The sequence below is a fragment of the Clavibacter michiganensis genome, assembly GCF_016907085.1.
Lineage (GTDB): Bacteria > Actinomycetota > Actinomycetes > Actinomycetales > Microbacteriaceae > Clavibacter > Clavibacter michiganensis_O.
The window spans coordinates 2,766,447-2,786,242 of the sequence record NZ_JAFBBJ010000001.1 but is presented as its reverse complement, the minus strand read 5'-3'; the positions used below and the strand labels follow the sequence as shown (position 1 = coordinate 2,786,242).

The following is a 19,796-nucleotide window of genomic DNA, read 5'->3' as shown; positions in this document are numbered from 1 at the left end:
GGCGTCCGCTCACACGAAGCGGACGCGCTGGCCGGGGCGCAGCTGCGCGGCGAGGCGGACGTCGTCGCGCGCGACCACGCCGATCACCGGGTAGCCGCCCGTCATCGGGTGGTCGGCGAGGAACAGGATCGGCCGGCCCGAAGGCGGCACCTGGAGCGCGCCCGTGACGACGCCCTCGCTGGGGAGCTCGCCGGGGATCCGCCGCTCGAGCGGATCGCCGTCGAGGCGCACGCCCACGCGGTCGGCCTCGGCGGTCACCTCCCACGCGTGGCCGCGGAGCGCGGCCCAGGACCCGTCGGCGAACCAGTCGAGGCGCGGGCCGGGCGTCACGCGGAGGACCACCTCGCCGGCGGCGGGCGCGGAGACGGCGAGCGCGTCGATCGGGGGCACGGGCTGGGCGGGCGCGGATCCGACGGGCAGCACGTCGCCGACCGCGACGGGCGCCGGTCCCACGCGCGAGAGCAGGTCGGTGGCGCGCGAGCCGAGGACGGGCGCGACGTCGATCCCGCCGCGCACCGCCAGGTACCAGCGGACGCCGGCGACGGCCGCGCCGATCTCGAGGGCGTCGCCGGCGTCGAGCAGGACCGCCGCGGCGTACGGCGCGGGTCGGGATCCCCGGCCCACCGTGCGGACGAGCGGTCCGACGGCGCCCGTGACCGCGACCCACACGGCGGCCGTCGCCCGCAGCACGGCGCCGCCGAGCACGATCTCGAGGCCAGCCGCGCCGGGGTCGTTGCCGACGAGGAGGTTGGCGTCGGCGAGGGCGCGGGGATCCAGCGCGCCCGACGGCGAGACGCCGATGCCGCCGTGTCCGGGTCGGCCCGCGTCCTGCACGAGCATGAGCGGGCCGGTGCGCTCGACCACGAGGCCGGGGGCGGCGACGGCCGTCGCGCGGCGCCCGCGGCGTCCGACCGCCGCGTCGCTCACGCCGCCACCTCGCGGAAGCGCACCGCGGATCCGGGCTGCAGCAGCGCAGCCGGCTCGCGCTCCGGATCCCACAGCACCGCCGGCGTGGTGCCGATGAGCTGCCAGCCGCCCGGCGAGACGCGCGGGTAGATGCCGCTGAACTCGCCCGCGAGCGCGACGGCGCCGGCCGGGACGCGCGGCCGCGGCGACGCGCGGCGCGGCACCTCGAGGCCGGGGACGCCCGCCAGATAGCCGAAGCCGGGGGCGAAGCCGCCGAACGCGACCGTCCAGACACCGGAGGTGTGCCGCTCGACGACCTCGCGCACGCCGATGCCGAGGAGCGCGGCCACGTCGGCCAGGTCATCGCCGTCGTAGACCACGTCGATCTCGACGGGCGCGCCGCCGCGGGCGCCCGCCTCGTCGGCGGGTCGGGCGGCGAGCGCCCAGGCGCGGGCGGCGGCGAGCGGGAGCACGTGCGGATCCACCGTGACGAGAATGCTGCGCGCGCCCGGCACGATGTCGACGACGCCGCGTGGCCGGGTCGCGTCGAGCACGGGCTGCAGGCGCAGGACCTCGTCGAGCGAGTCGAGGTCGAGCATCACGGCGGCGGCGCCGCACGGCAGGAGCCGGAGGGTCACAGGGCGCGCCGGTCACGGGCGGGGAGCGCGCGGCGCTCGGGCGAGGCGGCGGCTCCCGCGTCCGGCACCGGCCGGATCTCGACGCCCGCCGCCTCGAGCGCGTCCCGCACCGCGCGCGCCAGCCCCACGGCGCCGGGGGTGTCGCTGTGCAGGCAGAGGGAGTCGGGGTCGAGCCGCACCACGGATCCGTCGATCGCGACGACCGTGCCCTCGGTCGCCATGCGCACGGAGCGGGCCGCGACCTCGGCCGGGTCGTGGATCACCGCGCCCTCCTGCCGCCGGGACACGAGCGCGCCCTCGGGCGTGTACGCGCGGTCGGTGAAGGCCTCGACGCGCGTCGGCAGGCCGGCGGCCGCCGCGAGCCGGAGGATCTCGGAGCCCGGCAGCCCGAGCACGGGGAGCGCTGGATCCAGCGCCACGACCGCGTCCACCACGGCCTGCGCCTGCACGGGATCGTGCGCGATGCGGTTGTAGAGCGCGCCGTGCGGCTTGATGTACGAGACCCGCGCGCCGACCGTGCGGGCCATGCCGGAGATCGCGGCCAGCTGGTAGAGCACGTCGCCCGTGAGCTCGGCGGGCGAGGCGTCGAGGTCGCGCCGGCCGAAGCCCGCGAGGTCGCGGTAGGCCACATGCGCGCCGACCGCGACGCCGTTGCGGGCCGCGCGCTCGAGCGCGTGCAGCATGACCAGCGGATCCCCCGCGTGGAACCCGCACGCGACGTTCGCGCTCGAGACGACGTCGAGCATCGCGTCGTCGTCGCCGAGGGTCCAGCGGCCGAAGGACTCGGCCAGGTCGCTGTTGAGGTCGATCTGCATGGCGTCTCCCCTGCACCGGGCGCGGCCGTCGCTCGCCGCGGGGCCGTCCCCACCAGGCTAGGCGGCCCGTGGGGCGACCGGCCCGACAGCGGCGCGGATAGACTCGACGACCGTGACTACCCGCACCCTCATCAAGAACCTGGCCGCCCTCGACGACGGGGACGTGGCCGTCTCCGGCTGGGTCGAGACCGTCCGGGATCAGAAGAAGATCCAGTTCGTGATCCTCCGCGACGAGTCCGGCGCGGTGCAGCTCACCTACAAGCGCCAGGGCGACGAGGACGCGACCGCCGACACCATCTCGGGTCTCGCGGCCGGCACCTTCCTCACCGCCACGGGCACGCTCAAGCACGACGAGCGCGTGAAGCTCGGCGGCCTGGAGATCGGCCTGTCCGGCATCGAGGTCGCGGCCGCCGCCATCCCGGAGACGCCCATCGCGGCCGACTCCTCCATCGACAAGCGCCTCGACTGGCGCTTCATCGACCTGCGCGCGCCCCGCAACTCGCTCATCTTCCGCGTGCAGACCACGCTGGTCCACGCGCTGCGCACCTACTGGGTCGAGCACGACTTCATCGAGGTCTTCTCCCCCAAGCTCATGGCCACGCCCTCCGAGTCGAACGCCGAGCTGTTCAAGGTCGACTACTTCGACGGCGTCGCGTACCTCGCGCAGAGCCCGCAGTTCTTCAAGCAGATGGCGCAGTCCGCCGGCTTCGGCAAGATGTTCGAGGTCGGCCCGGCGTTCCGCGCCGACCCGTCCTTCACCTCGCGCCACGCGACCGAGTTCACCTCGGTGGACGCGGAGATCAGCTGGATCGAGAGCCACGAGGACGTCGCCCGCCTCCAGGAGGAGCTCATCGTCGCCGCGCTCACCGCGGTGAAGGAGAAGCACGGCGACGAGATCCGCGAGCTGTTCGACGTGGAGGTGACCGTGCCGAGCATCCCGTTCCCGCGGATCCCGCTGCTCGAGGCCAAGGACATCGTCGCGAAGCGCGGCCACGTAATCGACCGCGCCGACGACGACCTCGACCCCGAGGGCGAGCGCCAGATCGCGGCGCACGTGATGGAGGAGTTCGGCCACGAGTTCGTGTTCCTCACGGACTACCCGTCGACGATCCGGCCGTTCTACCACATGCGGAACGCCGAGGACCCGTCGATCACGAACAGCTACGACCTCATCTGGAACGGCGTCGAGATCACCACGGGAGCGCAGCGCGAGCACCGCGTCGAGGTGCTCGAGGCGCAGGCCCGCGAGAAGGGCCTCGACCCGGAGGAGCTCGGCTCGTACCTCGACTTCTTCCGCTACGGCGTGCCCCCGCACGGCGGATTCGGCATGGGCCTCAACCGCGTGCTGATGCTCCTGCTGCACCAGTCGAACCTGCGCGAGGTCACCTACCTCTTCCGCGGGCCGAACCGGCTCGCCCCGTAGGTCCCGCTCCACCGGACGGCCCGATCCCCTCAGCAGGGGGTCGGGCCGTTCCGCGTGCGCGAGGGCGCGGCGTCGGGGGCGGGCATCTGCATCGCTCGGGGGAACCGGTGCCGAGGCCGGGTCCGTAGCGTTTGAGGCACCGCCGATCCGACCGGGACGGCCCCTGCACGACGCCGAGGAGCCCCCTTGTCACCGGAGAAGCGACCCGACCCGCGCATCGCGCCCGGCACCGCCCGGCACGGCTGACTGCGGAGGCCCAGCGGGGTGCGCACCGCGGTGAAGGCGCTGGGCGCGGTGACGGCCGTGGTGATCGCGAGCACCCGATCCGTCGCGGCGTTCGCCGCGTGGGACCTCGCGCGCACCGTCGAGGCGAACTCGGTCGACATCGACGACGGGCAGGCGCCGCCCCCGTCCATCGGCGGGATCGACGGGGGCGCGAACGTCCTGCTGGTCGGCAGCGACAGCCGGAAGGACCAGGGCGACGGGTACGGCGACCTGCGGAAGGTGGGTGGCGCGGACAACAACGACGTGACGATGCTCCTGCACCTCAGCGAGGACCACACGCGCGCCACGGTCGTGTCGTTCCCGCGCGACATGCTGATCGACCGGCCGGCGTGCCCCCGGTCCAGCACCTCACCGGGGGGATCCGCCGAGAGCGGCGCCCCGATCAACTCGGCGCTCTCGAACGGCGGGCTGGACTGCGTCGTGCGCACGGTGGAGTCCATCACGGGCCTCGAGATCCCCCACGGTGGCGTCGTCCAGTTCACCGGGGTCGTCGCCATGTCGAACGCGGTGGGCGGCGTCACCGTGTGCCTGGTCAACCCGATCGAGGACAGGAAGACCGACCTGGACCTCGGCGCCGGCCCGCAGCCGCTCCAGGGCGAGACCGCCGTGCAGTTCCTCCGCACCCGCTACGGCATCGGCGACAACAGCGACATCGACCGGATCAGCAACCAGCAGGTGTTCCTCAGCGCCCTCGTCCTCACGATCACGAGCACCGACACCTTGACGAACCCCGCGAAGCTCTACGGCATCGCCCGCGCGGCCGTCGAGAACATGAGCCTGTCGACGTCCCTGGACGACCCGACCGCGATCGCGTCCCTCGCGCTGACGCTGACGGGGATCCCGCTCGACAGGTTCGTGTTCGTGCAGTACCCGAGCACCCGGCTCGAGAGCGGCCGGGTCGCCCAGGACGTGCAGGGCGGGACGCAGATGATGCAGCTCATCGCCGACGACGCGGACTTCTCGCTCGCGCCCGACAGCACGGGCGCGGGTGTCGAGGCCCCGCCCGCGGATGCGGCGCCGGCGGATCCCGGGACCCCGACCGCGGATCCGTCGCCCGTAGCCGTGCTGCCCTCGAACGCGACGGGGCAGACGGCCGCGGCCGAGACCTGCTCCAACGCGCGGTAGCGGCGCGCCCGCCGCGAGAGGATGGGGCGTGCCCCGCTTCCGACCCGACGCCGACGACGACGCCGTCGAGGTGTTCAAGGTCCTCGCGAACCCCGTGCGGCTGCGCATCATGCGGTGGCTGCGCGATCCCGAGGGCGAGTTCGCCGACTACGCGCCGATCGCCGACCGGCGCGAGCACGGCGTCTGCGTCACCCACATCCAGCTCAAGTCGGGCCTTGCGCAGTCGACGGTCTCCTCCTACATGGCGGCGCTCGAGGGCGCGGGGCTCGTGACCTCGAGCCGGATCGGCAAGTACACGCACTACCGGCGGGACGAGGAGAGGATCGCCGAGCTCGTGGGCGGGCTGGGCGACGTCATCTGAGCCCGACCCTACGCATCGATGATCTTCGATGTGTCGATATGGTGATCCCATGACGACACGCGACAGCCCCCGCACCGCCCTGATCGTGCACGCGCACCCCGAGCCCCTGTCGTTCGCGACGGCGCAGATGCGGGAGGCGGAACGCGCCCTCGCCTCCCGGGGCTGCGCGGTCACGGTCGTCGACCTGCACGAGGCCGGCTGGGATCCGGTGCTCGCGCGGGCCCAGTTCCCCGACGCCGAGGGGCGCTTCAAGCCGCAGGCCGAGCAGATGGCCGCCGTCCGCGACGGGCGGCTCGATCCCGCGGTCGCCGGGCAGCTCGACGCGCTCCTCGCGGCCGACCTGCTCGTGCTGTCGTTCCCGCTCTGGTGGTTCTCCGTCCCGGCGATCCTCAAGGGCTGGCTCGACCGGGTCCTCGTCATGGGCGCGGTCTTCGGCGGCGACCACGGGCTGTTCGACGAGGCCGCCCTCGTCGGTCGACGCGCCGTGCTCCTCATCACGACGGGAGGCTCACCCGGGTCGTTCGGCCCCGGATCGCGGTTCGGCGACCTCGACGCGCTGCTGTTCCCGATCCACCACGGCACCCTGCGCTTCGTGGGATACGACGTCCTCGAGCCCGTCGTGACGTACGGCCCGGCGCACCTCGATGACGCCGCGCGGGCGACCGCGCTGCACGAGGTGCATGCGGCGTTCGACTCGATCGCGGCCCGGCGGGTCCTGCAGCTGACGACCTGATGCCGGCCGCCCCCGCGCGCCGGCACGGGCAGGATCGACGCATGCCCGTCGACGCCGGATCCCCGCCCGCCCTCCTCCTGAACGGCACATACGGCGTCGGCAAGAGCGCCGTGCTCGAGCGCATCGGCGACCTGCTCGCCGAGGCCGGGCGGCCGTTCAGCCTGATGGACGTCGACTGGTTCCACCGGTCGTGGCCTCCCGCGTCGTGGGATCCGGAGAACGTCCTCGTAGAGGCGCGGGCCATGGCCGCCACGTGGGCGCTGTTCCAGGAGGCGGGGCCGCGGCAGCTCGTGGTCAGCGGGGTGGTCGCGGAGCGCGCCGACCTCGACCGGTACCGCGATGCCCTCGGGATCGACGTGCGGTGCGTGCTCCTGACCGCGTCGCCCGCGGTCGTCGAGGCGCGCCTGCGCTCCCGCTACGACGACGACCGGCGTGCCGCGCGCGACTGGCACCTGGCCCGCCACGCGGATCTCGCCGCGCGGCTCGGGGCGTCCGGCCTCGACGGGACGACGATCGCGACCGACGACCGCACCCCGCGCGAGGTGGCGCGCGCAGCGCTCGCCTGGCTCGACGCGGGCGCTCGGTAGGGATCCGCCCGGCGACCGGTCGACCGCCCGGCGGATCTGTGTTTCCTCTGTTGCCGTAATATCTGCATCATCACTCGATGTCCTCACCCGCGGGTCGCCGAGACGTCGACGCTGCGGGATCCGCAGGATCCGCGCCCTCGACGGGGACCCAGGACGGGACACGGAGGAGGGCAGGGCATGGGCCAGCTGATCTTCGACAGCACCACCCGCACCACCATCGACGACCGCGCGCTCGCGCACCTGCAGATCGTGATGCTGAACAAGCTCCGCCGCCGGGAGAGCTTCGCGTTCTCGTGGAAGTACCCGGCGTCGGAGGGCGACGGGCGCAGCACGGTGTGGGTCGCCCCCGAGCTCCCGCTGCACTTCCGGTTCTCGGGCAGCCGGGTCCCCGCCATCAACCCCGCCTGGGTGGACCTGCTCATGGACAGCGCGAACACCGGATCCGGGCTGCACCTGGTGCCGGAGCCGCCCTACGGCTCGGCCGCGCACGCCGAGCCGCCCGCCGACTGACGCCGCCCGCCCGGACGCTCCCCGCGCGTCCGCGCCCCTCCGACCACGCCCGCCCCGCACCATAAGGACGCCCATGGCCCTCACGAATCTGCCCTACGACGACGACGCGATCATCGCCGCCGCCGAGTCCGCGACCGTCCTCGGCCGGGAGGTGCGCGACGTGCAGGTCGACTTCGCGAGCACCAGCGTCTCCGGCGACAGCGTCGCGCGCGTGACGGCGACCATCACGTGGACCATCCCTGCCGACGAGGCCGTGCGGATCCTCGACGAGGCCCGGCCGCGCGGCTGACGTCATCTGCATCCCAGCGCGTACGCGGATGGGCCGCTCGGCCGACGACCCGGCCCTGGACCGCTGCGAGGGTGAGGCCATGACCCGACCCGACGCGTCCGCCGGACGCACATGTGCCGCTGCCGCCGCCGCCCGACCTTCCCGCTCGTCCTCGCGGCGGCCCGCGCGCGCGATCCTGCGGGCCGGGCTCCGCGCCACGGTCGTCGTCCTCGCCTTCAGCCTCGTCGTGGGCGGGCTCACCAGCCCCGCGCAGGGCTTCCTCCCGGAGTGGATGAGCTCGCTCGCCAACTCGGCCGGCGGCTGGAGCATGCTCGCCTTCCTCGGCGTGTGGCTCTCCCGCGCGCGCCCGCTGCTCGGCGCCGTGCTCGGTGCCGTCTCCTTCGTCGCGATGGTGGAGGCGTACGGGGTCGTGAGCCTGTGGCGCGGGTACTTCTTCGCGGACCCGTTCTCCTCCATGTGGATCCCGATCGGCCTGGTCGCCGGCCCCGTCATCGGCCTGGCCGCGGCGCTCGTGCGGCACGCGTCGCGCGGGTGGACGATCGCGGGCGTCGCCGTGCTCAGCATCGTGCTCGTCGCGGAGGGGATCTTCGGGCTCACCGTCGTCGCGGCCACCACCAGCCCGGTCTACTGGACCCTCGAGATCGTCCTCGCGGTCGCCTTCCTCGCCGCGGCCGTGCTGCGCGGGCGGCGGCGGCAGGTGGACGCGTCGCCGGCTCCGGCGCGCGGCTAGGGACGACCCGCCGCGGGCCGCCCGACCGCGCCGAGCCCCGCCCGCGGCACCAGGCCGCCGTCCGCGAAGACGCGCGTCACCCAGCGCTCCCCCATCTCCGCGTAGAGCCCCGCGTCCGGATGCAGCCCGTCCGGCAGCGCGAACCGCGGGAGGTCGTCGGGCCCGTAGAGCGCGAGGCCGTCGAGGTGCGCGATCCGCTCGCCCGCCTCACCGCGCACGCGCGCGACGTGCGCCACGTGCCGGCGCGACTCCGCGAGCGTGAGCGCCCCGCGCGGCACGTCGGCGGGGTCGCCCGCCGCGAAGCAGCGCACGGATCCGTCGTCCAGGAACTCGACGCCGGGGGGCCCGGGCACGTGCTCGCTGCCCGGCCAGAGGATCGAGGAGGCGAGCACGATCGGCGTGTCCGGGTGGCCGCGTCGCACGCGGTCGAGGAAGCCGTGCAGCGCGGGCACGAAGGTGCGCTGGTCCATCGACCGGGCGCCCACGATGTTGATGCCGACGCTCAGCGAGATCACGTCGGCGGGCTCCGCCGCGATGGCGTCCGCGACGAACGGGTCGAGCATGCACTGGCCGCCGAAGCCGAGGGCCACGAGGTCGAGGCCCGCCTTCCGCGCGGCGACGACGGGCCACGCGCCCGTCGGATCCGGCGCCTCGACGCAGTGGCTGATGGAGCTGCCGTGGTGGATCCAGCGCGGCAGCCCGAGCGGGTCCGCGGCCCGCACGGGCGCGCCGGCATCGATCCCGACGAGGTCCACGAGCATCCCCTGCGGCAGCCACACGGTCACGGTCGACGGCCCGCGCCCGAGCCCGCGGAGCACGACCTCGGACGCGTCGCCACCCCCGACCGCCGTCTCCTCGGCCGCGTCGCCCGACGGCGTGATCCGGCGCACGACGTCCACCGGCGCCGGGACGGGCGGCAGGTCGACGCCGTCGACCTCCGCGACGAACGTGTTGCGCGGCCCCGGCAGCTCGTCGAAGTGGATGCGCGTGCAGCGCACCCGCAGCCGCACCTCGTCCGCCGCGGTCGTGAACCGGATCCGCACCCCGGCCGCCGTCGACACCTGCGCCCGCAGCAGCTCGCCCGCCGGCGGGAAGTCGCGCCACGCGGACTCGGGCAGCCGGATCGGCCGCACGCCGCCCGGCACCGGCGTCAGGGCGAGGTGCCCGTGGACGCGGACGGACCCGCCGTCCAGCTCGACGACCTCACCGCCCGCGCTCACGCGTCCCCGCCCGCCGCGTGCGCGCGCACGAAGCCGACCGTCCGCGCGATCACCTCGTCGCGCTGCGGCAGCTGCGCCCAGCCGTGGTCCGCGCCCTCCACCACCACGAGCTCGGCGCGGTCGCCGAGCACCTCGGGGGCGGCGTACCGCCGGGCGTACTCGACCGGCACGAAGTCGTCCGTGCCGTGGAGGAGCAGCGCGGGACCCCGGTAGCCGGCCGCCCGCGCGTACGGGTCGAAGCCGAGCGCGTCGTCGCGCATCGCCGGGCCCATCCGCATCCCGGCGAAGTCGAACCACCCGTCCGCGTCGAGGGACGCGAGCGAACGGCCCTGGATCGTGCCGGCCCGGATGTCGTCGACGAACACGGCGGCCGTCGACCACATCGCGAGCGACCGGATCCTCGCGCCCTCCTCCGCCGCGACCACCGAGGCCACGACCGCGCCGAGGCTCATGCCGACGAGGTGCACGTCGCCGTCGTCCACCTCGGGCAGCGCGCGGACGGCGTCGAGGACGCGCCGGGCGTCGGCCACGTCGCCGGTGACGGTCGTGTCGAGGAACTCCCCGTCGCTCTCCCCGTGGCCCGCGCGGTCGTAGGCGACGACGCCGATCCCCGCCGCCGCGAGCCGCCGGGCGAGGGCGACGAACACACCGGTCGTCTCCACGCGCGACCCGCCGAAGCCGTGCATCAGCACCGCCGTGGGCCGCGGCCCCTCCCCCTCCGCCAGGTGCTGGGATCCCCGGAGCGCCAGCCCGCGCACGCGCGCCTCGAACGGCCGGATCCGCATGACGCCCGCGCCGCGCACGCCGCCGCCGCTCACGCCGCCACCTCGACGGTCCGCACCGACGCGGTCGCGGGCACCTGCTCGTCCTCCACGTCGAAGGCCGTGCCGCGCGTGCGGTGGAACCCGATCCAGCCGATCAGGAAGCCCGCCGCCGCGAGCACCGACACCCCGACGTAGACGCCCTGCGGGTTCAGCGCGAGGAGCGCGGGCGTCACGGCGTTGAGCCCCGCCGTGGCGAAGCGCGCCACCCCGTACACGGTGCCCTGCGCGGTCGACCGGAGCAGGGTCGGGAACGACTCCTGCGTCCAGACCTTCATGATCGTCTCGAAGCAGAACGCCCCCGCGAACGTCGAGAGCACCACCGAGACGACGAGCGTCGGCAGGCTGAAGCCCAGGATCACCGGGATGAGGTTCGACGCGACCACGACGACGGACCCGATCACGAAGTACGGCATGCGGAACCGCGTGTCCGCGACCGACATGAACCACAGCGCGCCGAGGACCGCGGCCGGCATCGCGAGGATCGTCCACGACTGGTACTCGTCCACCGGGACGCCGGCGACGCTCACGGCGACGTACGTGCCGAAGCTGCCCGCCACGCTGATCGCGAGCGAGGCGAGCGTGTAGTACACGAGCAGCGTCACGAAGGGCCGGCGGTACGCGGGCCGACCGAGGTCGCGGATCCGCCCCCGCTGCGCCCGCACGGTGCGCGCGCCGTCCGCCCGCTCGGCCCGCGCGACGAGCCACGACGCCGACTCGGGGATGGTCGCGCGCATCAGCAGCACGAGGACGCCGACGACGCCGAACGCGCCGAACATCACGTGGCCGCCGGTGGGACCGGCCTGGCCGAACGCGATCCCGATGACGACGGCCAGCAGGATCCCGAAGCCGCCCAGCAGGTTCGAGAACACGAGGATCTTGCCGCGGTTCCGATCGGTCGCCGCCTCCGAGATCGTCGCGAGCGCCACCGGCAGGTCCGCGCCCACGCCGAGGCCGATGAGCGCGATCCCGGGCAGCAGCGCCGCGAACGAGACGCCGAGGAACGGCGTGGCCGACCCGATGACGATGAGCGTCATCGTGACCAGGAAGACGCGGCGCCGGCCGAACCGGTCGCCCGCCCAGCCGCCGAGGAGGGAGCCGGCCGCGACCCCGGCGGTGAGCACGGCCGTGAGGTAGCCGACCTCCGCGCCCTGGAGTCCTGGCCCTCCCGTGGGCGGCGCGAGGAAGAGCACGAGCGCGATGCCCACGCCCGTCGTGGCGGCGGCGTCGACGAACGTCGCCATCCCGCACACGAAGCCCACCCACCAGGCGTTCGGGCCCCTGAGGGCTCCATCGACAGCAGTCATCCCATACTCCTTCGTATGCGTCGTGAGATCGCGACCCGGTCGGGCACCGGACGCGCGGACAGGATGCTACAACGTTCTAGCCGAGATCCGGCCGGGGATCCACGGAGGACGCCTCAGCGCGCCGGGCCGATCGACCCACCCGGCACCAGCGCCATCGGCACGCGGTGCACGGCGGGCTCCGCCGAGCGGTCGAAGAGCAGCTCGACGGCGAGGCGGCCGAGCTCGAGCTGGGGCAGCGCGACGGAGGCGAGGGGCGGATCCAGCGCGCGGCTGATCGCGCTGCCGTCGAACGCGACCACCGAGACGTCCTCCGGCACGCGGAGCCCGGCGCGGTGCAGCGCCTGGTAGGCGCCCGCGGCCACGGCGTCGTTCGCGCAGACCAGGGCGCTCGGGCGGGCACCCGTCGCGAGCAGCCGGGCGACGGCGTCGCGCCCGTCGTCGATGTCCCAGTCGCGCGCCACCTCCTGCACGCCGGCGAGCGCGACCCCCGCCTCGGCGAGCGCGCGGCGGACCCCCGCCAGCCGCTCGGCGAGCGCGACCGGCGCCCAGCCGCGCCACGCGGGCCCGCCGGTCATGCCGGCGGGGAGGCCGCCCACGAACCAGATCCGCTCGAGGTGGCCCCGCTCGAGGAGCGCCCGCGCGGCGTCGGATCCCGCGGCCTCCTCGTCCGGCACCACGGCGTGGGCGGCGCCCGACTCGGGCACGCAGTTGAGCAGCACGTGGGGCACCTGGTCGAGCAGCGCGGGCGTCCGCACGACGCGCGTGAACATCGACGCGTAGAGCACCCCGTCGATGGTCCGGCCGAGCAGGCTCTCGAGCAGCTGCTCCTCCTGCAGGTCGTCGCCCTGCGTGTCGACGGTGAAGAGGATCGTGTCGCGCTCCCGCAGCGCGTCGAGAGCCCCGCGCACCATCGAGTTCGCGTGCGACGTGCTGCTCACGAAGTCCGAGACGAGCGCCACGGTGCCCGAGCGGCCCGTGCGCAGCGTCCTGGCCGTCATGTTCGGTCGGTAGCCGAGCTCGTCGGCCGCGTCCCGGATCCGCGCGATCGTCTCGATGGAGAGCCGCTGGTCCGTCCGCCCGGTGAGCGCGAACGACACCGCGGAGCGCGAGACCCCGGCGCGCTCGGCCACCTGCGCGAGCGTCACGCGCCGTCGGGGCGCGGGCGACGCCGCCTCGCCGGCGACGTCAGACCTCGAAGTCGACCGACGCCGCCGACGCCACGAGGCCCCGCACGAACGCGGCGACGCGCTGGTGCTCCGGGTGCACGTCGTACGCCTCGAGCGCGGCCCGGTCGTCGAAGTCGGCGATGAGCACGACGTCGTGGCTGCGCGCGGATCCGACCACGTCGCGCCCCAGCTGGAACGAGCGGATCCCGGGCACGAGGCCGGGCAGCGTCCCGAGCGCCTCCGTGACGCGCGCGGCGTCGCGGTCGAGGGCGGCGGGATCGCGGTCGGCGAGCTTCCAGGAGACGACGTGGCGGAGGGTCATGCTCCGACCCTATCCGCGGTCGGCAGCGCCCGGTCCCGGTCCCGGTCCCGGTCCCGGTCCCGGTCCCGGTCCCGGGTCAGCGCGCGTCGAGCGCCCGCCGCAGCCGGTCGGCGTCGATGCGCCAGTAGTTGTGCACGCGGCCGTCGATGAGGAGCACCGGGATCTCCTCCGCGTACCGGTCGGCGAGCGCCCGGTCGTCGAGGATGCTGCGCTCCTCCAGGGTCACCTCGGCCGCGCGCGCGGGGTCGAGGCCGCCGAGCACGCCGGTCACGACGTCGCGCGCGTCGTCGCAGAGGTGGCAGCCGGGCTTGCCGACGAGGGTGAGGACCGTTGCGCTCATCCGCCCAGCGTAGGCGAGCGCATCCGCCCACAGCCCCGGCGCCCCGGCCCAGGAGCGTCGCCTACGCTGAGCCGATCATGGTCGAGCAGGCGGGCACCCCGATCCTCGCGTTCTTCGACGTGGACAACACCCTCATCCACGGCGCGAGCGCCTTCCACCTCGTGCGCGGCCTCCGCTCGGCCGGCCTCCTCACGACGCGCGACATCGTGGGCGCGGGATGGAAGCACGCGCGCTTCAAGGCGCGGGGCGAGAACGACCGGCACCTCGCGTCGGCCCGCACCCGCGGCCTCGAGGTCGTGACCGGCGTCACGGTGGCCGACATGGCCGTGCTCGCGGACGAGATCTACGAGCGGCACACCGCGCCCATGGTCTGGCCGGAGACGCTCGGCCTCGCGCAGGAGCATCTCGCGAAGGGCCACCAGGTCTGGCTGGTCACGGCGTCGCCGTCGTTCCTCGCCGACGTGATCGCCCGCCGGCTCGGCCTCACGGGCGCGCTGGGCAGCGCGCTCGAGGTGCGCGACGGCGCGTACACGGGTCGCCTCGAGGGCGAGTTCCTGCACGGCGCGCACAAGGCCGCCGCCGCGCGCGGCCTCCTCGCGCGGACGGGCGCGGACGCCGCCGAGTGCTGGGCGTACTCCGACTCGCGGCACGACATCCCGCTGCTCTCGCTCGTCGGGCACCCGGTCGTCGTGAACCCGGACCAGGCGCTCGCGGCGCACGCGCGCGGATCCGGCTGGCCGTCGATGCGGCTCCGACGCCAGAGCATCCGCGACGCCCGCAAGCGCGTGCGCCGCGAGGCCGCGTCGGCGGACGGATCCGCCGGGCGCTGATCCGCCGGAGGCCCCGCGCCGGACGCCGGCCGGCCGCGCACCCCGCACGCACGGAGAGGACGCCGCCCCGTCGCCGGGTCGGCGTCCTCTCCATCACGTCCTGCGCCCTCGTGGACGCGTCCGCTCTACTTCTTGTTGCGGCGCTGGTGGCGCGTCTTGCGAAGCAGCTTGCGGTGCTTCTTCTTCGCCATGCGCTTGCGACGCTTCTTGATCACTGAACCCATAGGGGCACCTCATCTGTTGCCGGACGGAACACGCGGGTTCTGGTGACCCGCGGAAAATAGCCTCAGAGGAGTCTAGCCGACATCCGACATGCCGGAGTGACGCGACGCCTCGCCGGGCTGGCCGGGGAGCGCGTTCGACGGGTCGATCGCGGCGAGCACGGCGGACTCGGGCACGCGGAACGAGCGGCCGAAGCGGATGGCGGGCAGGTCGCCCGAGTGCACCAGGCGGTAGACGGTCATCTTGGAGACGCGCATCATCTCGGCCACCTCGGCCACCGTGAGGAATCGGACGTCGGACAGGTCACGCGACATGGGCGGATCGACTCCTCGTTCTGCGTGACCGGCTCACGAACCTCATGGCCCCCGCGATGCGGGCGCTGGTGCGCGATTCTAGGGGTCCGGATGGACGCGTGTCCATCGTGTCACATCCTGCATCACGCGTCCCGCGCGTTCCCCGGCTTCCGCCCGCGCAGCCGGCCGAGCGACGCGTGGCCCGCCGAGCCCGCGACGCGCGTGGCGTCGTGCACGGCGGCGGCCGCCTGGTAGCGGGTGTCGGCCCAGATCCGGCCGAGGGACGCGGCGAACGGGTAGCCGGCCGGGTCGCCGTCTTCGCCTGCGTCGGGGTCCGCGGACAGGCCGCCGCCGAGCAGCCCCGTGTCGGGATCCGCGTGCGCGTCGTCGGCCGGCTCGTTCCGGCCGTCGTCGACGAAGGGCGCGACCCACGCGTCCAGCGCCTCGAGCGGGGCCGGCTCCAGCCGGTAGTAGCGGTGCTGCCCCTCCTCGCGCACGGAGACGAGGCCGATGTCGCGCAGCACCCGCAGGTGCTTCGACACGGTCGGCTGGCTGATCCCGAGGGTCTGCACGAGCTCCGAGACGCTGATCTCCCCGGTCGGCGCCTCGGGCACCGCGCGTCGGTCGAGCAGCACGCGGAGGAGGTCGCGCCGGGTGGGATCCCCCACGACGTCGAAGATGTCAGCCATCCCCGAAGGCTATTCCGTCGCGCGCTCGCAGTACCATGGCGATCCGGGGCGCAGCGCCCCGGAAGCGGACAGGGGACCATGCGCGTCAGGCCGGATCACGGGCGTCCCCTCCTCGGGCGCATCCGCGACTTCCTCGACTACTTCGCGCACTCCACGCCCGCCCGCTTCGCGATCCTCATCTTCGCGGCGCTCGTGCTCACGCTCACGACGATCCTCATGCTCCCCGGCATGACCTCCACGGGTGACACCGCGCCCTTCGCCGACGCGCTCTTCACGGCCGTCTCCGCCATCTGCGTCACCGGCCTCGCGACCGTCGACATGGCGACGTACTGGACCCCGCTCGGCCACGCCTTCATCGCGCTCGGCGTGCAGATCGGCGGCATCGGCGTGCTCACGCTCGCGTCGATCATGGGCCTCATCGTGTCGCGCCGCCTCGGGCTCAAGGCGCGGCTCATGGCGGCGAGCGACAGCAACCCGCTGCGCATCCACCACGGACCCGTGGCCGAGGGCCAGGCTGTGAAGCTCGGCGAGATCGGCACGCTGCTGCTCACGGTCGCGATCAGCGCTCTCGTCATCGAGCTGTCCATCGCCGCGCTGCTGTTCCCGCGGATCCTGCTGGAGGGCATCCCCGTCGGCCAGGCCGCGCTCGACTCCTTCTACTACTCGCTCATGGCGTTCACGAACACGGGCTTCGTCTTCAGCGAGGCCGGCTTCGAGCTCTACCACCAGGACTACTGGTTCCTCAGCCTGCTCATGATCGGCGTCTTCCTCGGCAGCATCGGCTTCCCCGTGATCTACGCCGTGTACCGCGGCTGGCGGAAGCCCCGGCGGTTCTCCGTGCACGTCAAGCTCACGCTCTGGACGTCGCTGATCCTCATCGTGCTCGGCACGCTCGCGTACGTCGTGCTGGAGTGGGACAACACGAAGACGTTCGCGCTCATGGATCCGGTGCAGCACGGCTTCCAGGCGCTCTTCCTCTCGGTGATGACGCGCTCCGGCGGCTTCTCCACGTTGAACATGGCCGACTTCGGCAACGCGAGCCTGCTGGTCACCGACATGCTCATGTTCATCGGCGGCGGATCCGCGTCCACGGCCGGCGGCATCAAGGTCACGACCCTCGCGATCCTGTTCCTCGCGGCGTTCGCGGAGGCCCGTGGCAGCGAGTCGATGGAGGTGTTCGAGCGCCGCATCCCGAGCGACGTGCTCCGCCTCGCGGTGAGCATCGTGCTCTGGGGCGCGACGACCGTGGCGCTCAGCAGCATCGTGCTGCTGCAGATCTCCGGCGAGCGCCTCGACTACGTGCTCTTCGACGCCATCAGCGCGTTCGCCACCTCGGGGCTCAGCACGGGCTTCACGGCCGAGGCGTCGGATCCCGCGAAGTACGTGCTCGCGGCCACCATGTTCCTGGGGCGCGTCGGCACGGTGACCCTCGCGGCGGCGCTCGCCGCGAGCACCCGCCGGCAGCTCTTCCAGCGCTCCGAGGAGCGGCCGATCGTCGGCTGAGCCGGCACCCCGCACGACACGACCACCGCGAGACCCGATCAGAGAGGCCCACCATGGGCGAACGCATCCCCCACAACGCCCCCGTGCTCGTGATCGGGCTCGGCCGCTTCGGCGCCGCGACCGCCGGGCAGCTCGCGCGCCTCGACCGCGAGGTGCTCGCCATCGACGCGAGCGAGGGCCTCGTGCAGAAGTGGTCCGACCGGGTCACGCACGCCGTGCAGGCCGACGCGCGCAACATCGAGGCGCTGCAGCAGCTGGGTGCCAAGGACTTCTCGATCGCGGTCGTGGCGGTGGGCTCGTCCATCGAGGCGAGCGTGCTCATCACGGCGAACCTCGTGGACCTCAAGATCCCGCAGATCTGGGCCAAGGCCATCAGCCAGTCGCACGGCAAGATCCTGGAGCGCATCGGCGCGAACCACGTCATCTACCCGGAGGCGGAGGCGGGCGAGCGCGTCGCGCACCTCGTGTCCGGGCGGATGCTCGACTTCATCGAGTTCGACGACGACTTCGTGCTCGCCAAGATGTACCCGCCGAAGCCCATCCGCGGCATGACTCTGCTGGAGTCGGCCGTGCGGAGGAAGCACCGGATCACGGTGGTCGGCGTGAAGACGCCCGGCAAGCCGTTCACCTACGCCACCTCGGAGACGCTGGTGTCGAACCACGATCTCATCATCGTGTCGGGCACCTCGGCCGACATCGAGCGGTTCGCCTCGCTGTCCTGATCCGCGGGCGCGGGCGCCGCTCGCGTCAGCCGGCCGCGAGCTCCCGGGCCCGGGCGAGCGCGGCGTCGGTCGCGCGGTCGAACAGGCCCGACAGATCCGCCGCCTGCAGCACCTCGACGGCCCGCTCGGTCGTGCCCTTCGGGCTCGTGACCCGGCGGCGGAGCTCGGCGGGATCCGCGTCCGACGCGGCGAGCAGCTCCACCGCGCCCCGGAAGGTGCCCTGCACGAGCACCCGCGCCTCGTCCGGGCTGAAGCCCTTCGCCTCGGCCGTGCGGGTCAGCTCCTCGATGAGCAGGAAGACGTAGGCGGGGCCGGATCCGGAGATCGTGCTGAGCGCGTCGATGCGGTCCTCGGGCACCTCAACCACGTCGCCGACCGTCGCGAACACCGCGCGGGCGAGCGCCAGGTCGTCGGCGCTCGAGCGGGTGCCCGCGGCGAGCCCCGTGACCCCGCGGCCGACGAGCGACGGCGTGTTCGGCATCGAGCGCAGCACGGCCACGTGCGTGGGCAGCAGCGCCTCGAAGGTGGCGATCGTCACGCCGGCCGCGACGCTGATCACGAGCGCGCCGGGTTCCAGGTCGCCCGCGATCTCGCCCAGCAGGTCGGGCACCATGTGCGGCTTCACGCCCACGACCACGACGCGCGCGCCGCGGACCGCGCGCCGGTTCGCGTCGGCGTCCTCCTCGACGCTCGACGCCCGCACGCCGTCGCGCTCGCCGAGCGCCGCCGCGCTGGCCGCCGAGCGGGTGGTCACGCGCACGTCGCCGTCGACCTCGACGCCCGGCTGAAGCAGGCCGCCGAGGATGGCGCCGTTCATGGATCCGGTGCCGAGCATCGCGAGCGACGGGAGGCGGACGACCTCGGCGGGAGCGGACGGGGCGGGGCGGGAGGCGTCGGGCATGCCCCGATCCTAGGGACCGGGCGTCGCCCCATCGGGGCGGTCGGCCGCCCGGGTGCGTGGCTAGGCTGAGTCGACCGGGGCATGCGCGCCCGGGCGGCCCGAGCCGCCTCGCCGGTCGAGGAGGTCCGGCCTTGAGCGAATCCCACGGCAGCAAGGCGATCCTCGCCGCCCTCGCCGCGAACGTCGGCATCGCGATCACGAAGTTCGTCGCCGCGTTCTTCTCGGGCTCCTCCTCGATGCTCGCCGAGGGCGTCCACTCGCTCGCCGACTCCGGCAACCAGATCCTGCTGCTCATCGGCGGCAAGCGCGCGAAGCGCCTCGCGGACGAGGAGCACCCGTTCGGCTACGGGCGCGTGCGCTACGTCTACGCGTTCATCGTCTCGATCATCCTGTTCTCGGTCGGCGGCGTGTACTCGCTCTACGAGGGCATCCACAAGATCGAGCACCCGGAGCCGCTCGACGTGCCGTGGCTGCCGATCGTCGTGCTGCTCATCGCGATCGGCCTCGAGTCGTTCTCGCTGCGCACCGCGATCAAGGAGTCGAACCCGCTCCGCGGGACGCAGACGTGGGTGCAGTTCGTGCGCCGCGCGAAGAGCCCGGAGCTCCCCGTGCTGCTGCTCGAGGACACGGCCGCGCTCTCCGGCCTCGTGTTCGCGCTGCTCGGCGTGACGGCCTCGATCCTCACGGGCGACGGGATCTACGACGGCATCGGCACCCTCCTCATCGGCGTGCTGCTGGTGGCGGTCGCCGTGATCCTCGGGGTCGAGATGAGCAGCCTCCTCGTCGGCGAGGGCGCCTCGAAGCCGGACCTCGCCGCCATCCGCGCGGCCATCACCGCCGGCCACGAGGCCGAGTCGATCATCCACATGAAGACGCTCTACCTCGGCCCCGACGAGCTCCTCGTCGCCGCCAAGATCGCGATGCCCGCCACCAGCTCGCTCGGCGACGTGGCCGCGGGGATCGACGCGATCGAGCGCCGCGTGCGCGAGGCCGTGCCGGTCGCCCGCGTCATCTACCTCGAGCCCGACGTGCGGGTCGCGACGCGCTGATCCGCCCTC

25 protein-coding genes are annotated in these 19,796 nt (G+C 73.8%); 12 read left to right on the top strand and 13 right to left on the bottom strand.

All coding sequences use genetic code 11. From position 1 onward, the window contains the following. Nucleotides 1–9 precede the first annotated feature (9 nt). The 3 genes from JOE38_RS13175 to JOE38_RS13165 are packed head-to-tail and all read right to left on the bottom strand — an operon-like array spanning nt 10 to nt 2,359. Complete coding sequence (locus tag JOE38_RS13175; protein WP_204576686.1) at nt 10–927, bottom strand: 5-oxoprolinase subunit C family protein; 918 nt, start codon at nt 925–927, stop codon at nt 10–12. Beyond that, nucleotides 924–1,544: a 5-oxoprolinase subunit B family protein gene (locus JOE38_RS13170; protein ID WP_204576685.1), complete on the bottom strand. Its 621-nt coding sequence runs from the start codon at nt 1,542–1,544 to the stop codon at nt 924–926. The genes JOE38_RS13175 and JOE38_RS13170 overlap by 4 nt, the downstream gene beginning before the upstream one ends. Then, nucleotides 1,541–2,359: a LamB/YcsF family protein gene (locus JOE38_RS13165; protein ID WP_204576684.1), complete on the bottom strand. Its 819-nt coding sequence runs from the start codon at nt 2,357–2,359 to the stop codon at nt 1,541–1,543. The genes JOE38_RS13170 and JOE38_RS13165 overlap by 4 nt, the downstream gene beginning before the upstream one ends. A gap of 112 nt (nt 2,360–2,471) precedes the next feature. On the opposite strand from JOE38_RS13165, the gene aspS reads away from it, so the two are divergent. From aspS to JOE38_RS13125, 8 genes are all read left to right on the top strand, one after another. Next, nucleotides 2,472–3,782 (top strand): aspartate--tRNA(Asn) ligase, encoded by a 1,311-nt coding sequence (aspS, locus tag JOE38_RS13160; protein ID WP_204576683.1) that lies wholly within the window; start codon nt 2,472–2,474, stop codon nt 3,780–3,782. A gap of 264 nt (nt 3,783–4,046) precedes the next feature. After that, nucleotides 4,047–5,192, top strand: coding sequence for an LCP family protein (locus tag JOE38_RS13155; protein ID WP_307838883.1), 1,146 nt, complete (start codon nt 4,047–4,049; stop codon nt 5,190–5,192). Nucleotides 5,193–5,220: 28 nt separating this feature from the next. Beyond that, a complete protein-coding gene (locus JOE38_RS13150; protein WP_307838882.1) occupies nt 5,221–5,553 on the top strand; it encodes an ArsR/SmtB family transcription factor in 333 nt (110 codons plus the stop codon). A 49-nt stretch (nt 5,554–5,602) separates the two neighbouring features. Further along, nucleotides 5,603–6,286, top strand: a complete 684-nt coding sequence (locus JOE38_RS13145; protein ID WP_204576682.1) for an NAD(P)H-dependent oxidoreductase — start codon at nt 5,603–5,605, stop codon at nt 6,284–6,286. A gap of 41 nt (nt 6,287–6,327) precedes the next feature. Beyond that, a complete protein-coding gene (locus JOE38_RS13140) occupies nt 6,328–6,873 on the top strand; it encodes an AAA family ATPase (RefSeq protein ID WP_204576681.1) in 546 nt (181 codons plus the stop codon). A gap of 177 nt (nt 6,874–7,050) precedes the next feature. Beyond that, nucleotides 7,051–7,383 (top strand): DUF7882 family protein, encoded by a 333-nt coding sequence (locus JOE38_RS13135; protein WP_011931778.1) that lies wholly within the window; start codon nt 7,051–7,053, stop codon nt 7,381–7,383. A 73-nt stretch (nt 7,384–7,456) separates the two neighbouring features. After that, nucleotides 7,457–7,672: a hypothetical protein gene (locus tag JOE38_RS13130; RefSeq protein ID WP_204576680.1), complete on the top strand. Its 216-nt coding sequence runs from the start codon at nt 7,457–7,459 to the stop codon at nt 7,670–7,672. A 79-nt stretch (nt 7,673–7,751) separates the two neighbouring features. Further along, nucleotides 7,752–8,402 (top strand): DUF6518 family protein, encoded by a 651-nt coding sequence (locus JOE38_RS13125; RefSeq protein WP_204576679.1) that lies wholly within the window; start codon nt 7,752–7,754, stop codon nt 8,400–8,402. Here the strand turns inward: JOE38_RS13125 and JOE38_RS13120 are convergent. The 6 genes from JOE38_RS13120 to JOE38_RS13095 all read right to left on the bottom strand — a co-directional run bounded on the left by JOE38_RS13120 (nt 8,399) and on the right by JOE38_RS13095 (nt 13,578). Further along, complete coding sequence (locus JOE38_RS13120) at nt 8,399–9,622, bottom strand: GDSL-type esterase/lipase family protein (protein ID WP_204576678.1); 1,224 nt, start codon at nt 9,620–9,622, stop codon at nt 8,399–8,401. The two genes, JOE38_RS13125 and JOE38_RS13120, sit on opposite strands and share 4 nt — an antisense overlap. Next, entirely contained in the window at nt 9,619–10,440 is an 822-nt protein-coding gene (locus JOE38_RS13115; protein ID WP_307838881.1) for an alpha/beta hydrolase family protein, read from the bottom strand. Before JOE38_RS13115 ends, JOE38_RS13120 begins: the two co-directional genes overlap by 4 nt. Further along, nucleotides 10,437–11,750: an MFS transporter gene (locus JOE38_RS13110; protein ID WP_204576677.1), complete on the bottom strand. Its 1,314-nt coding sequence runs from the start codon at nt 11,748–11,750 to the stop codon at nt 10,437–10,439. The genes JOE38_RS13115 and JOE38_RS13110 overlap by 4 nt, the downstream gene beginning before the upstream one ends. Before the next feature lie 113 nt (nt 11,751–11,863). Continuing rightward, a complete protein-coding gene (locus JOE38_RS13105; protein ID WP_204576676.1) occupies nt 11,864–12,895 on the bottom strand; it encodes a LacI family DNA-binding transcriptional regulator in 1,032 nt (343 codons plus the stop codon). Between the two features lie 40 nt (nt 12,896–12,935). Continuing rightward, entirely contained in the window at nt 12,936–13,238 is a 303-nt protein-coding gene (locus tag JOE38_RS13100; protein WP_204576675.1) for a Dabb family protein, read from the bottom strand. A 76-nt stretch (nt 13,239–13,314) separates the two neighbouring features. After that, the gene (locus JOE38_RS13095; RefSeq protein ID WP_086521095.1) at nt 13,315–13,578 is read right to left on the bottom strand and encodes a glutaredoxin family protein; all 264 of its coding nucleotides are present in this window, start codon (nt 13,576–13,578) and stop codon (nt 13,315–13,317) included. A gap of 77 nt (nt 13,579–13,655) precedes the next feature. Between JOE38_RS13095 and JOE38_RS13090 the strand changes: the two genes are divergently transcribed. Next, nucleotides 13,656–14,408, top strand: coding sequence for an HAD family hydrolase (locus JOE38_RS13090; RefSeq protein ID WP_204576674.1), 753 nt, complete (start codon nt 13,656–13,658; stop codon nt 14,406–14,408). A 125-nt stretch (nt 14,409–14,533) separates the two neighbouring features. Here the strand turns inward: JOE38_RS13090 and JOE38_RS13085 are convergent, their stop codons facing one another. The 3 genes from JOE38_RS13085 to JOE38_RS16060 form a co-directional block, all read right to left on the bottom strand. Continuing rightward, complete coding sequence (locus JOE38_RS13085) at nt 14,534–14,632, bottom strand: 30S ribosomal protein bS22 (RefSeq protein WP_003792170.1); 99 nt, start codon at nt 14,630–14,632, stop codon at nt 14,534–14,536. Nucleotides 14,633–14,704: 72 nt separating this feature from the next. After that, nucleotides 14,705–14,944 (bottom strand): helix-turn-helix domain-containing protein, encoded by a 240-nt coding sequence (locus JOE38_RS13080; RefSeq protein WP_011931768.1) that lies wholly within the window; start codon nt 14,942–14,944, stop codon nt 14,705–14,707. Between the two features lie 122 nt (nt 14,945–15,066). Then, complete coding sequence (locus JOE38_RS16060; RefSeq protein WP_204576673.1) at nt 15,067–15,612, bottom strand: ArsR/SmtB family transcription factor; 546 nt, start codon at nt 15,610–15,612, stop codon at nt 15,067–15,069. A gap of 78 nt (nt 15,613–15,690) precedes the next feature. Between JOE38_RS16060 and JOE38_RS13070 the strand changes: the two genes are divergently transcribed. Together JOE38_RS13070 and JOE38_RS13065 are read left to right on the top strand one after the other, a co-directional pair. Next, nucleotides 15,691–17,115: a TrkH family potassium uptake protein gene (locus JOE38_RS13070; RefSeq protein ID WP_204576672.1), complete on the top strand. Its 1,425-nt coding sequence runs from the start codon at nt 15,691–15,693 to the stop codon at nt 17,113–17,115. A 53-nt stretch (nt 17,116–17,168) separates the two neighbouring features. Beyond that, the gene (locus JOE38_RS13065; RefSeq protein WP_011931765.1) at nt 17,169–17,837 is read left to right on the top strand and encodes a potassium channel family protein; all 669 of its coding nucleotides are present in this window, start codon (nt 17,169–17,171) and stop codon (nt 17,835–17,837) included. 25 nt (nt 17,838–17,862) lie between these two features. On the opposite strand, the gene proC is transcribed toward JOE38_RS13065, so the two are convergent. Continuing rightward, on the bottom strand, nt 17,863–18,738 hold the full coding sequence (proC, locus tag JOE38_RS13060; protein ID WP_204576671.1) for a pyrroline-5-carboxylate reductase: 876 nt from the start codon (nt 18,736–18,738) through the stop codon (nt 17,863–17,865). A 131-nt stretch (nt 18,739–18,869) separates the two neighbouring features. Here proC and JOE38_RS13055 point away from each other — a divergent pair, with 131 nt between their 5' ends. After that, nucleotides 18,870–19,787: a cation diffusion facilitator family transporter gene (locus tag JOE38_RS13055; protein WP_204576670.1), complete on the top strand. Its 918-nt coding sequence runs from the start codon at nt 18,870–18,872 to the stop codon at nt 19,785–19,787. Nucleotides 19,788–19,796 lie beyond the last annotated feature (9 nt).

Bases quoted from the DNA above. Each gene is read 5' to 3' on its own strand.
- JOE38_RS13145 (WP_204576682.1), top strand. From the start codon at position 5,603: ATGACGACACGCGACAGCCCCCGCACCGCCCTGATCGTGCACGCGCAC.
- JOE38_RS13140 (WP_204576681.1), top strand. From the start codon at position 6,328: ATGCCCGTCGACGCCGGATCCCCGCCCGCCCTCCTCCTGAACGGCACA.
- JOE38_RS13100 (WP_204576675.1), bottom strand. From the start codon at position 13,238: ATGACCCTCCGCCACGTCGTCTCCTGGAAGCTCGCCGACCGCGATCCC.
- JOE38_RS13095 (WP_086521095.1), bottom strand. From the start codon at position 13,578: ATGAGCGCAACGGTCCTCACCCTCGTCGGCAAGCCCGGCTGCCACCTC.
- JOE38_RS16060 (WP_204576673.1), bottom strand. From the start codon at position 15,612: ATGGCTGACATCTTCGACGTCGTGGGGGATCCCACCCGGCGCGACCTC.
- JOE38_RS13130 (WP_204576680.1), top strand. From the start codon at position 7,457: ATGGCCCTCACGAATCTGCCCTACGACGACGACGCGATCATCGCCGCC.
- JOE38_RS13065 (WP_011931765.1), top strand. From the start codon at position 17,169: ATGGGCGAACGCATCCCCCACAACGCCCCCGTGCTCGTGATCGGGCTC.
- JOE38_RS13080 (WP_011931768.1), bottom strand. From the start codon at position 14,944: ATGTCGCGTGACCTGTCCGACGTCCGATTCCTCACGGTGGCCGAGGTG.
- JOE38_RS13135 (WP_011931778.1), top strand. From the start codon at position 7,051: ATGGGCCAGCTGATCTTCGACAGCACCACCCGCACCACCATCGACGAC.
- JOE38_RS13125 (WP_204576679.1), top strand. From the start codon at position 7,752: ATGACCCGACCCGACGCGTCCGCCGGACGCACATGTGCCGCTGCCGCC.
- JOE38_RS13110 (WP_204576677.1), bottom strand. From the start codon at position 11,750: ATGACTGCTGTCGATGGAGCCCTCAGGGGCCCGAACGCCTGGTGGGTG.
- JOE38_RS13165 (WP_204576684.1), bottom strand. From the start codon at position 2,359: ATGCAGATCGACCTCAACAGCGACCTGGCCGAGTCCTTCGGCCGCTGG.
- JOE38_RS13070 (WP_204576672.1), top strand. From the start codon at position 15,691: ATGCGCGTCAGGCCGGATCACGGGCGTCCCCTCCTCGGGCGCATCCGC.
- proC (WP_204576671.1), bottom strand. From the start codon at position 18,738: ATGCCCGACGCCTCCCGCCCCGCCCCGTCCGCTCCCGCCGAGGTCGTC.
- JOE38_RS13090 (WP_204576674.1), top strand. From the start codon at position 13,656: ATGGTCGAGCAGGCGGGCACCCCGATCCTCGCGTTCTTCGACGTGGAC.
- JOE38_RS13085 (WP_003792170.1), bottom strand. From the start codon at position 14,632: ATGGGTTCAGTGATCAAGAAGCGTCGCAAGCGCATGGCGAAGAAGAAG.